The sequence below is a fragment of the Petrotoga sp. DB-2 genome (genome assembly GCF_054051725.1).
This window is the reverse complement of the sequence record NZ_JBSVZD010000022.1, coordinates 1-12,695: the sequence shown is the minus strand read 5'-3', so window position 1 is coordinate 12,695 and position 12,695 is coordinate 1. Positions and strand designations below refer to the sequence as shown.

Sequence of the window (12,695 nt, the reverse complement as noted above, 5' to 3'; positions counted from 1 at the left end):
TTCAAAGGGGGAGTTTGCATTGAAAAGAATCAGCACCAAGATTATTTTATCTTCAACCTTGTTGGTGATCGTCTTGGTAACCGTTATAAGTTTTGTATCAATTTTCAGATCCACTTCTCTTTTAGAAGAATACTCACTAAGCGGGGTAGAAAATTTAACTGCGAGTCTTGCATCTGATCTAGTTTCACAAATAAGTATTATCGAAATAGTCGTGGATAATTATAGTGACTCTGCCTTTTTGGGATTTGATCCTTTTATAGCAAGTTTTTCTAATGCTGAAGTGATAAAGTTTTTGGATAGAGCTAAGGATGTACCCAAGAATTTTTCGCAAAAAATAGAAGGTAATGCAACCTCTTTTATAGTTTTCAATCCAGATATGTTAAGGACAAAAGAATTGTACTCCCTTTACTACATTGAAGGCGAAGATAAAAGTTTAGAAAATGAATATATAAAATTAGACGATACTTTTAACCTGGAAAATAAAAAATATCAGTGGTTTTTTGAAGCAAGGGACAAAGGTGAAGGTGTTTGGACCGATATATACTTTGACGAATATTTACAGACTAACGTAATTACTTATTCTGTTCCTTATTTCGATCCAGAAGATGGGACTTTTGTTGGTGTTGCTGGGATGAGTTTTCCATTGGAATATTTTGCCAACCTCATTCAAAAAGATTTAGGATACGAAAAAGCATATGCCTACTTAGTAGATGATAATTTTAATGTAATTTCTCATCCTCTTTATGAATCTGGAAAGAGTATAGAAGGTGAAATAACAGATTACTTAGAAACAATAAGCTCCAATACAGAAGGGACTTTTGTAGAAAGACTAAATGGCGAAGAGTTTTTAACGAGTTATTCCAAGCTATCCAATGGCTGGATTTTGTTCCTAAATTTACCTCAGAGTGAAATATACAGTGAGATAAATAGTTTAACGTTGCTTATAATCCTAATAACCATAATAGGAGTTATTGTAGCAATAGTAGTCGCCTACTTTGTTGGAAAAGGCATCTCAAAACCAATAAAAGATTTTTCAAACGTTTTATTAAAATTCGGGGAAGGAAATTTGGATGTAAAATTCGAAAGTAAGTCCAAAGACGAAGTGGGCGAAATGGCTAAATCGTTTAGTAGGATGCGAGATAACTTAAAAGATACAATTGAAAGCATAAAAGATGTTTCTAACAGAGTTGAAACATCTTCAAAAGAATTAAAAGAAACCTCGCAAAAATTCAAAAATTCGGCAGAAGAAGTCCTCGACGAAGCAAAAAATATAGAGTTAATTTCGGAGGATAGCGCCTCCTCGGTTGAAGAGATCACATCCGGTATTGAAGAAATTGCCTCTTCAGCACAAAGTTTATCTTCTGCTGCACAAGAGTTATCCAATTCAGCTGAAATGACACAAAGCCAAGCTAATATAGGAATGGAAAGTATTCACAATATAGTAAAGAAAATAGAAGTTGGTGTAGAGCAATCCAAGGAAGCAGAAGAAAATGTTTCAAAACTTTTGGAAAAAGCAGAAAATATTGAAAATATTATTCAAACTATAAATTCCATAACCGAACAGACGAACCTGTTAGCGTTGAACGCAGCGATAGAAGCTGCAAGGGCAGGAGAAGCGGGAAGAGGATTTGCTGTTGTAGCAGATGAAATAAGAAAATTGGCAGAAGAAAGTGGTAAAGCAACGGACGAAATCGGCAACATTTTAGAGGACCTAAAAAAAGGTACAAACAATGTTAACGATGTAACCAATAAAACCGTAAATACTATTGCAGAAATAAACCAGGAAGCCAATAAGGTTCGAGAACAATTTGAAGGTATATTAGGTGAGATAAACGGGATGATTTCAGGGGTAGAAAACGTAACTGCTAGTTCGCAAGAGCAAAGTGCCAGTACGCAAGAGATGAGTTCTTCTATGGAAAGAATAGCTAGAACGGTAAATGAAACTAGCGAAAAAATTAAAGAAATTAAGATGTTGATGCAAAGTCAGTCTGAAAACGCTGGTTCACTTAATGAAAGAGCTCAAGAATTAGAAAAACTTTCTCAAAATCTCAACTCAGCCATTTCAAAATTCAAAATGAGTGTTGAATAAGATATCTTAGAAATAAATGTGGGTAGGAAGCGAAGCAAAAGGGGTAAAGTCTCCTTTATCCTCATGGGTGGGAAGCGGGGCGAAGGGGCGCTAAAACAGGTTTTAGAGGTTCTAAAGACTAAATAGAAAACAAGAGGGAGGAAAAAATAAAATAAAGAAATTATCAATTATCCTCAACTTTTTGATTTTAGTTACTTTATTCACCTTTGGAGAAACAACGATAAGGGTAAAAAGTCCTTTAGATGTTTATACTGAAATCTATGAAACTGTGCCTTTTTATCGATTTGTAAACTCTACAGAAGGAATAGGGCAGGATTATATCAAAGAATTACTTTCAACGACGTTAGAATCTACGAATACAAATATTCAGAATTTTTTAAATGCTCCGATGGTATTTTATTCGGATAAAGACTATTCGTTCGGCGAATTATTTAATCCGAACTATTTTAACCTTCTATTTGACATGATCGTTAATTCGAAAAGTATTGCCATATACTCTGCCGAATACGAAGTTTTCGATGAAATCTTTACAAAGATCTTTGGTGCTAATAAAGTAAGCAATGACCTATACACCTTAGAAGAAAAAAATTTTGCTGTTCAAAAAAATGATGAGGGCATCTTTCTGAACATGGAACCGACAACCTATAATAATAATTCAAAGGGTTTAGTATCTGGCTCGCTGGAAAATATTTTAAATGAAAATAAACCGTGGGATTTTTACATTACCGTTGAATCGAGAACCTTAAAGGCAACATTTGAGTCTAAAGACTATAGAGGTACCAAGAAAAATTTTGATTTGACACTTTTGGAAAACAAGAAATTGTTTGGAGAAGTTTTGAACATACAAATGTTAAATAAAAACGATTTTCAATCGTATTTTGAAAAATTTTTAACCCCTTTGGACGAGGAAAGCATAAATGTTATAGGATTTATCGCCAATATTATCAAAGAAGAAGAGTTTATAGCCGTTAGTTCACAAAGCATAAGTAATAACGAACTAAACTTATTCTTTGAAGCATCAATTGATACTTCAAAGCTCAAAGAATTTGCAGAAGCACGAAATCTGGAAGAAGGAAAGATTGGAACTTATAATTATTATCTTTGGTCTAATCAAAGTGTAGAAAACCAAGTTTACCTTTATTTTGTAGAAGATGAATTCATATTTTCAAACGTTTTACCCGATAAGATGCATGTCTATTTGTCGGAAATATCTCGATTTAAAAACACAAAATATTATAGAGAAATTGAAAGAAAAGAAGAACTCGATAATCTATTAATTTTAGATATTTCAAATTACTTATCAAAGAATTTTTATGGTTCTTTAGATAGCTGGTTAATAAAAGAAGAATACGATAATGATGGGATGTATACAGTAGAAATAAAAATAAGATAAAAAAATTATAGTTTAGAAAGTTTGATTCGAAAGGAGTGCATTATTTATGCTTTTTGGACTGATAGACAAGAATAAAAGTTTACTTAAAAAATATTCAAAGATCGCAAATAAAATAAATGAATTGGAAGAAAGCGTGAAATCTCTCAGCGACACTGAATTATCTGGTAAGACCTTGGAATTTAAAAACAGGTTAAAACAAGGTGAGAGTTTGGATGATATCTTACCCGAAGCCTTTGCTGTCGTAAGAGAAGCCTCACGAAGAACAGTAGGCATGCGGCATTTTGATGTACAGTTAATGGGAGGCATAGCTTTACATGAGGGTAAGATAACCGAGATGAAAACTGGGGAAGGAAAGACTTTAGTTGCAACCCTTCCAATATATCTAAATGCCTTAACAGGAAAAAATGTTCATCTGGCTACACATAATGATTATCTGGCTAAAAGAGATGCGAATTGGATGGGACCGGTTTATGAGTATCTAAGTTTGAGCGTAGGATACATTCAAGCCAACATGGACAAAGAAGATAGAAAAAAAGCGTATCAAGCTGATATAACTTACGGAACTGCTAATGAGTTTGGATTTGATTATTTAAGGGATAATTTAGTTTACGAAAATACCGACAAAGTTCAAAGAGGCCATTACTTTACAATAGTTGATGAAGCTGACTCCATTTTAATAGATGAAGCAAGGACACCGTTAATCATTTCGGGTCCTTCGGATACTCCCTCCGAACTTTACAGAAGATTTGCCTCTTTGGCGAAGAGATTCATAGTCGAAAAAGATTACACTATCGATGAAAAACAAAAGACTTTGGCATTAACTGAAGAAGGGATAAGCAAGGCAGAAAAACTGTTATCCGTCGATAATTTATACGATCCAAGCAACATTAAGTATTTGTTTCATCTTTTGAACGCCTTAAAAGCAATAAATTTTTTCAAAAGAGATAAAGATTATATCGTTCGCGATGGAGAAGTTGTCATCGTTGATGAATTTACAGGAAGATTGTTAGCTGGAAGAAGGTATTCAGAAGGATTGCACCAAGCTATAGAAGCAAAAGAAGGAGTAAAAATAAAAGAAGAGAGTGTAACCTTTGCCACAATAACTTTCCAAAATTATTTTAGGATGTACGAAAAATTATCAGGTATGACTGGAACTGCGAAAACTGAGGAAGACGAGTTCAAAGCGATCTACAACACAGAAGTCGTTGTTATCCCTACCAACGAACCTGTTATTCGGGAAGACAAAAATGATTTAATTTTTAAAACTCAAAAAGAAAAATATCAATCAATAATTGACGAGATAGTAAAACGTAATCAAAAAGGTCAACCCGTATTAGTGGGAACAACATCCATCGAAAACAGCGAAATCATAAGTGAACTACTGAAAAAAAGAGGAATAAAGCATGAAGTTTTGAATGCAAAATACCACGAACGGGAAGCAGAAATTATCGCTCATGCAGGAGAAAAAAACGCCGTTACCATAGCCACGAATATGGCGGGTAGAGGTACCGATATTAAATTGGGAGAAGGGGTCAAAGAGCTTGGAGGTCTTTTTGTTTTAGGTACAGAAAGACATGAAAGCAGAAGAATAGACAACCAATTAATAGGAAGATCTGGTAGACAAGGGGATCCTGGTGAATCAAGATTTATTATCTCTTTTGAGGATGATGTATTACGATTGTTCGGTGGGGACAGAATGAAAAACATGATGACCGCCTTAAAAATAGAAGAAGGTCAACCCATTGAACATAAAATGCTCAGTAAAGTTATTCGGGATGCACAAAAGAAAATTGAAGGAATACACTTCTCGATAAGAAAAAGATTGTACGAATTCGACTCTGTAATGGACAAACAAAGATCTGTAATATACAACCATAGGGATTGGATCCTTGAACAAGGCAACTATGATGATCACATAAAAGAAATCTTTACGGATGTTGTGGAAAGAATAGTGGAATCCTCATGGGACGAAGTTGAAGAAAAATACAACAAAAGTAGTATTTCAGAAAAGTTGAAACAATATTTAATAATTTCTGACATAAAAGGGAACACGCGTGAGGAAATAGAGGATGAAATTTTTGATTTACTTTGGAAAAGATATCAATACAAAAAAGAAGAGTTTGGAGAAGATTTTAATAAAGTCGCAAAATTTGTTATGTTAAGAATAATAGATGAAAAATGGAGGCACCATTTAGATTCTATCGAAGCGCTAAAGGAAGCTGTAGGATTAAGATCGTATGGTCAAAAAGACCCTGTTATGGAATTTAAAAAAGAATCGTATATACTTTTTGACCAGATGGTTGACAGTATATATGACGAAATAGTCAATTATTTAATGAGGATAGCAAAAGTAGTTCCAGAAAAAGAAGAAAGGGAAGCAAAAAGAATATACGCCAGCTTGAACTTTGTACATAACAACGTATCAGCGGTTGATGAATCGAACGATAATGGGAAATCTAAAAGTAAAAATATCACTAAACCATCCAACAAGATTAAAAAAAGGTATAAAGTTAAGAGATAGTAATTGAAACCATTTTTAAGAGGTGATCAGATGATAGAGTACGAAACGAAGGTTAAAATAGATGAGTTGAAAGAAAACTTTGAGGATTTAAAAGGAATTTTTGATATAGATAAAGCAGAAGAAGAAGTTAAAAAACTTGACAAAGAAATGATGGAGCCAAACTTTTGGAATGATCAGAATAGAGCCAAAAAGGTCTCCAAAATGGCACAAAATTTAAAAGATGAAATAGATGAATTCAAAAAATTGGAGAACGATTTTGAGGAATTAGAAATAGCGGTTGAATTATCAGAGGATGATCCATCAATGACCGCCCAAGTTGAAGCAATTTTAAAAGTTATTGAAAAAAAGATCGGTTCTTTTCGATTAAGGATGTTATTATCCGAAGAATATGATGACGCAAATGCATTTCTTAGCCTACATCCTGGTGCGGGAGGAACAGAATCACAGGATTGGGCATCTATGCTATTGAGGATGTACACTCGATGGGCAGATAAAAATAATTATGACATTGAAACTATAGACTTTCAAGAAGGAGACGAAGCAGGAATAAAAAGCGCAACCATAAAAATTTCAGGTCCCTATGCTTACGGTAAATTAAAGTATGAAAGTGGTGTCCATAGACTAGTGAGAATTTCTCCATTTGACGCCAATGGAAGAAGGCACACTTCTTTTGCATCGATATCTGTGATGCCAGAATTTGATGAAAATGTTGAGATAGAAATAAATCCAGATGATCTGAAAATAGATACGTATAGATCAGGTGGAGCAGGGGGCCAACATGTTAATAAAACCGATTCAGCAGTAAGAATTACTCATTTACCAACAGGTATAGTGGTAGCGGTACAAAACGAGCGTTCACAACATCAAAACAAAGCCACCGCTTTAAAAATTTTAAAGGCAAAATTATATGAGTTAGAACATCAGAAAAAATTAGAAGAAAGATTAAAATTACGTGGGGAAGTAAAGGATATTTCCTGGGGTAATCAGATTAGATCTTATGTTCTTTATCCATATACTTTAGTTAAAGACCTCAGAACAGAGTATGAAACCTCTAACGCTCAAGCTGTATTGGATGGAGAAATAGATGAATTCATAGAAGAAGAACTGTTATTTTTTGCAAAATACAAGTGAAAAATTAATTTGTTTTTCAGCGAAAGAGGTGTATAATAATAGTAAGAAAATACGATGATTTTCATAAAAGTGTAATGGTGGAGGAAGTCTTATCTTATTTGATAACTAAAAAAGACGGCATTTATGTTGATTGCACTGCTGGTGAAGGTGGACATATAAAAGCTATTTTAGAATTCACTGATAAGATGGCTAGAATAATTGGAGTCGATGTGGATTATGAGGTATTGGAAATCGCAGAACAAAGGTTAAAAGACTTATCGGATAACGTAGTATTGATTAAATCATCTTATAAAGATATAGACATGGTTTTGAGGGGTTTAGGTATTGATAAAGTTGATGGTTTTTTAATGGATTTAGGGGTTTCTACCTTTCAGTTAAAAGGTGAAAATAGAGGATTTTCTTTTACTAAAGATGAACCGTTAGACATGAGAATGGATAACCAAGCGAAAAAAGATGCAGCGTACATAGTTAATAATTATTCACAAGAAGAACTCAGACGCATCATTTTTGAATATGGGGAAGAAAAAAGGTTTGCTCACAGTATTTCAAAAAGCATTGTAAGAAACAGACCTATAAATACCACACAAGAATTAGTAAACGCTATTAGAAAAGGACTACCTAGTACGCAAGTTTACGAAAGGCACAGACATTTTGCCACCAAAACTTTCCAAGCTCTGAGAATAGAAGTTAATGAAGAATTAAAAAATATCGAAGAAACCCTTGCTAAATTTGAAAATTTTTTAAAGGTTGGAGCAAGAGTAGCTGTAATAACCTTTCATTCACTGGAAGATAGGATTGTCAAAAATTTTTTCAAAAATAATGAAAAATATGATTTTCTCACTCTCAAACCTATTTTACCTACGCAAGAAGAAATTAAAAACAATCCAAGAAGCAGAAGTGCCAAATTGAGGGTGGCTGAGTATGTAGGGGCTTAAAGAATGACAAGAGTTAGGGGGAGTTTTTATGGAAAGAAGTACGTTCGCAAAAAGCAAAGGAATAGAAAAGACTAAATCTAAAGTCAAGTCTGTCGATATTGTTATAATCATTTTAGTTTTCTTGGCCTTTTTAACTGTTGGCATTTGGCTTACCATCTTTCTTAATTTCGGTAAAAATATTGAGAATTATAAATCCATAATAGCCCAATCCCAGATGGAGCTTAACAATATGGAATCACAGATATCTGCCTTAGATAGCCAAATAGACAAATATATCGAGATCTTAAATATTATGGAGAAATAATCGACTTATGAAACACAAATGGTTAATCTTTAGCTTCCTTTTTCTTTCAGGATATGTTTTTCTTATTATCCTTACTTTTGTGTATAATAACTCTCTGGCACAGGACTTTAACGAATTTTCAGCTTCATTAGAAAATAATAAATATTCAGAACTTGTGGATTCTAATGGAAATATGATTGTATATAACCAAGAAAAATATGAAGCTTGGATAGATTTAGATTTTATGAAATCACAAAACGACTTTAAAAAAAATAAATATATACTGAATCAAAGGTTTAGTGAGGAACAAATAGAAAACATAAAATTTTTAAAATGGGGAACATATGATACCTATGAAGAAGCTTATATCGATCTGGGAATTTTAAACAAATACTCTAGAATATACCCTGTTACTCAACGTGTTTACAATGAATTGTTCTCTCTTGATTTACTAATTGGAAAAGCGAATAAAGCCTCCTATGGAATCGAACCTTTTTTATTAGATAATGGAATTTTAAATAGTCAAAAAACAACAAGTTTAAGTATAGATTTGAAAATGCAACAAATAGCATATGAAGAACTTCTAAATACTGTAAAAAAAGAATCCGCAGAAGGCGGAGTTATTGTTATTATGGAGAGTAAAACAGGTAAAATTAAATCGAGTGTTTCGCTTTATCCTTGGAATATTGCTTATATGGGGTATATAGAACCAGGTTCTACACTTAAACCACTGTTAATCTCTACAGCGCTCGATGAACATATAATAAATCCTAACGATAAATTTTATTCTGGCTACGAATACTACCCTACAGGCAAAAAAAACTTTAAGGTGACCGAATCCCAAGGCTATGGAATGGGAGAAATCGGGCTCAAAGAAACTCTATCCCATTCCTCAAATATAGCGATAGCACAGATAATGGGAAAAATACTTGAAGAATTTTCTAATCAATGGCTTTATCAGAAACTTTTAACCTATGGTTTTGGGAAAAAAACAGGGATAGAATTCAAAGGAGAAATCAACGGAGTAGTCCCTTATCCGGATGATTGGTATGAAATAACCCCTTTTCAGATTGCTTTAGGTCAAGGGATTGGGATTACACCTATACAGTTAGTATCAGCTTTCAACATAATTCCTAACGGTGGAAAGTATGTACAACCAACTTTTTTAGAAGAAAAAGAAATCTCAGAAAGACAAGTTATATCTGAACCTACCGCTAAAATGGTAAAAGATTGGTTGAGTTATACAGTCATAGAAGGAACCGCGCAAAAAGCCTATAAGGAAGGTTTAAGAATAGGTGGAAAGACTGGTACAGCCCAAAAGGCGGAAAGTGGCATAGGATACGTTGAAGGTAGCTATTATTCGTTGTTTGTTGGTTTTTATCCTGTTGTTGATCCCATATATACTGCTGTAGTTGTTATCGATAATCCTAAAGAAGAATTTTATGGTGGAGAAGTAGCTGCACCTGTTTTAACTAACATTTTTTATAGATACGCCAAAGAAAATAGTACTCTTGCTGACCAAAAAGTTTTTTATAAAGATATTATGCCAGATTTGATTGGTTATCCTATAACCGAAGCTTACAACGTCCTGTTGAACTTAGGAATAAAAGAAAACAATGTAATAATCACTGGTAATGGGGACACCGTTGTTTCACAATCTATCCCACCATATAAGTATCTAAATGATCAAGAAGTCATTCAACTTCACACAATCGACTGAAGGAGAGTTAACGTTGCAAAAAATATTAATATTGGGAAACTCTACTATACAAAAAAGGCTTAGAATCGAAGAAATTATTAAGAAATCCCCAAACGCTGAAATAGTTACCTTATCGCCAGAAAATTATGTAGATGAAGACATCAACAACCTTTTTACTATGGGGAGTATCTTTTCCACAAACAGAATCATAGTAATTACAGATTTCAATTCTTTCAAAATCCCCTATCAAGAAAAGATATCTTCCTTACTGAAACATTATGAAAATACTTTTGAAGGCACACTCATTTTGGATATTCAAAAGGAAAATAAATATCTAAAAGAAATAAATTTTGATAAAAAAATAGAGACAATGATTCCTCCCCCTTGGAAAGATGAACTGTGGATAGAAATGCTTAAAGATTTTGCAAACAAGTTAAGCAAACAATTAAATGATGAAACAGCCGAGAAAATAATACAATTTGTGGGGAAAAATGAGGATTTGTTGTATGAAGAAATTAAAAAACTTTCCATATATTCCGATATGGAAATTATATCTATAAAAGATGTTGAAGATGTTTCTACTTATTTTTCTACAGCGAATTACGAAGAACTTTGCTATGATTTAGCAACAAAGAAATTATCAAATTCCCTAATAAAGCTGCAGTCGATTGTAAAATCTTCTTCATTCTCCCCAATTGCCCTAGCAAATTATTTATATAAATACTTTTTGGATCTATATGCCGTGATACTAAATGGGGAAAGAAAGACTAATTACAATTGGTCTGAAGTTATGAAAATCAGTAAAGAAAGCATGGTTTCACAACAACGAGTAGCTTCCTTCTTAGGATTCAATTTTAAAAACGACAAAGTAAAAAAAATTAATGTTGAGAAACTCTACTCCCCTACTTCTATAGAAAAAATAATAATATATATAGAAGAATTGGATAGATCCTTAAAAACAGGTGGTGAACCAAAAGTACTCTTCCCAAAATTATTTGAAGAAATATGTTCAGCGTAACTATGATTAACACTTATCTACAATACTACTTATGGATTGAGGTATTTTTATCACAAAAGTTGTCCCTTTACCTAATTTTGATTTTACATCTATACTTCCTTTGAGCATTTCAAGATTCTTTTTCACAATTGCTAAACCCAAACCGCTTCCCGGCTTATCTTTAGAAACTCTAAAAAATGGTCTAAATATGTCTTTTAACTTATCTTCTGGAATCCCAGCCCCTGTATCTTTTACCTCGATTACAAAATGTTTTGTATGGCTTTCGTAACCTACACGGATATCTATTGAACCTTCTGTGGTGTATTTCATTGCGTTCCCTATTACATTTACAAGGATCTGATTTAATTTAGTTTCATCCGTTTCAATATCTACCGGAATATCAACGGGAAAATTAAGGTTTATTTCAACATCAGGGGATGCTGTGGGCTCTAACATTGATAAAACCTCATACAATAACTTTTTTAAATTTAATTTTTCTAAATTCAATCTCTTCTCTCTATTCAATTTGTTGAAAGTTGAAATATCGTCTAAAAGTGCGTTCATATGCTTAGCAGAAAATAGCATCTTTTTTACTATATTTTTTATCTCCTCTTTCTTTAAATCTTCGTTGTTCAATATAGTTTCAGCAAATCCTATAATCGAAGTCAAAGGTGTTCTCAACTCATGACTAATAAAACTCAAATAATTAGAATTCGTTTCTACTGTTTCTTTTTCTGAATCCCGTAAGATTTTCAAAGTCAAAAATATAGATGCTAAATTGCTGAACATTCTAAGCATTTTTTTTGAATTATCATCGAAAGAGTCAACATGGAAGCTGTCTATATATATATGCCCGATTACACTGTCTTTATTTTTTAAAGCGGAAATTAAAGTAACCATTTGGTTTGTTTCTTTATGCAATTTTTTGCTGATTTTGTACAAATCGGTTTCAGGGGAATTGTAATCCAAAATATTCTGGACCTCTATTAAATCTCTATCCATATGGTTACTTACGTATGATTCGTTGAAAGGAACAACCATTTCTTTAATTAAATCTTCATCGTAACCAATTCCAACTATAGCTTCATATAATGCTCCCCTAATTAGCCAAATAGAACCACATTCAGCTTCAGGTATGATCTTTATAGCAATTTTTAAAAGCTTTGTTAGAAAGTCTTTTTCGCTTTCGTCCCAATTTATTTCTTGCAAAAGATCTACCATTTCTTGAAAAGTTTCCATAAAAAATTCTTTTTCTATTTCTTTCTGCATTTTAATATAATCCCCCCCTCATTAATTTTGTAAACCATCTGTCACCTCTATTATATCACAAATTAAACAAATAGAGTATTAATTATTCAAAAATAATAATATCGTATAAACTTTAAAAAAAACTTAAAAAAGCGAACGTTAAACGTTCGCTTTTTTAAAATATGGCGGGGACGACGGGACTCGAACCCGCGAGCACCGGTGTGACAGACCGGCATGATAACCAGCTTCACTACGTCCCCATCTTCTGCTCAATTATTTTATCACAAAAATTCCACTTTGTAAAGCCCCCCACGGTAGGTAGGGCTGTATAATAAAAATGGTTGATGAGATACTTGACAAAAGGGATAAAAAAAGATATCACTCCTCATAGAACAAAAA

General features: G+C 33.0%; 9 protein-coding genes and 1 tRNA gene. 8 read left to right on the top strand and 2 right to left on the bottom strand.

The window, feature by feature from the left end; genetic code table 11:
- Nucleotides 1-19: 19 nt before the first annotated feature.
- The 8 genes from ACW9JY_RS07675 to ACW9JY_RS07640 all read left to right on the top strand — a co-directional run bounded on the left by ACW9JY_RS07675 (nucleotide 20) and on the right by ACW9JY_RS07640 (nucleotide 11,069).
- Nucleotides 20-2,089, top strand: coding sequence for a methyl-accepting chemotaxis protein (locus ACW9JY_RS07675; protein ID WP_457283920.1), 2,070 nt, complete (start codon nucleotides 20-22; stop codon nucleotides 2,087-2,089).
- A 181-nt stretch (nucleotides 2,090-2,270) separates the two neighbouring features.
- Nucleotides 2,271-3,482 carry a hypothetical protein gene (locus ACW9JY_RS07670; RefSeq protein ID WP_457283919.1) on the top strand — a complete coding sequence of 404 codons (1,212 nt, stop codon included), beginning with the start codon at nucleotides 2,271-2,273 and terminating at the stop codon, nucleotides 3,480-3,482.
- 46 nt (nucleotides 3,483-3,528) lie between these two features.
- Entirely contained in the window at nucleotides 3,529-6,003 is a 2,475-nt protein-coding gene (gene secA / locus ACW9JY_RS07665) for a preprotein translocase subunit SecA (protein WP_457283918.1), read from the top strand.
- Between the two features lie 30 nt (nucleotides 6,004-6,033).
- Complete coding sequence (gene prfB, locus ACW9JY_RS07660) at nucleotides 6,034-7,134, top strand: peptide chain release factor 2 (RefSeq protein ID WP_103077099.1); 1,101 nt, start codon at nucleotides 6,034-6,036, stop codon at nucleotides 7,132-7,134.
- A gap of 38 nt (nucleotides 7,135-7,172) precedes the next feature.
- On the top strand, nucleotides 7,173-8,069 hold the full coding sequence (gene rsmH / locus ACW9JY_RS07655; protein ID WP_457283932.1) for a 16S rRNA (cytosine(1402)-N(4))-methyltransferase RsmH: 897 nt from the start codon (nucleotides 7,173-7,175) through the stop codon (nucleotides 8,067-8,069).
- A gap of 28 nt (nucleotides 8,070-8,097) precedes the next feature.
- A complete protein-coding gene (locus tag ACW9JY_RS07650; RefSeq protein WP_103077101.1) occupies nucleotides 8,098-8,373 on the top strand; it encodes a hypothetical protein in 276 nt (91 codons plus the stop codon).
- A 7-nt stretch (nucleotides 8,374-8,380) separates the two neighbouring features.
- Nucleotides 8,381-10,072, top strand: coding sequence for a penicillin-binding transpeptidase domain-containing protein (locus ACW9JY_RS07645; RefSeq protein WP_457283917.1), 1,692 nt, complete (start codon nucleotides 8,381-8,383; stop codon nucleotides 10,070-10,072).
- A 13-nt stretch (nucleotides 10,073-10,085) separates the two neighbouring features.
- A complete protein-coding gene (locus ACW9JY_RS07640; RefSeq protein WP_457283916.1) occupies nucleotides 10,086-11,069 on the top strand; it encodes a DNA polymerase III subunit delta in 984 nt (327 codons plus the stop codon).
- Between the two features lie 6 nt (nucleotides 11,070-11,075).
- Here the strand turns inward: ACW9JY_RS07640 and ACW9JY_RS07635 are convergent, their stop codons facing one another.
- Both ACW9JY_RS07635 and ACW9JY_RS07630 read right to left on the bottom strand, forming a co-directional pair.
- Nucleotides 11,076-12,317, bottom strand: coding sequence for a GAF domain-containing sensor histidine kinase (locus ACW9JY_RS07635; RefSeq protein WP_457283915.1), 1,242 nt, complete (start codon nucleotides 12,315-12,317; stop codon nucleotides 11,076-11,078).
- A gap of 162 nt (nucleotides 12,318-12,479) precedes the next feature.
- Nucleotides 12,480-12,556 (bottom strand) — tRNA-Asp (locus ACW9JY_RS07630).
- Nucleotides 12,557-12,695 lie beyond the last annotated feature (139 nt).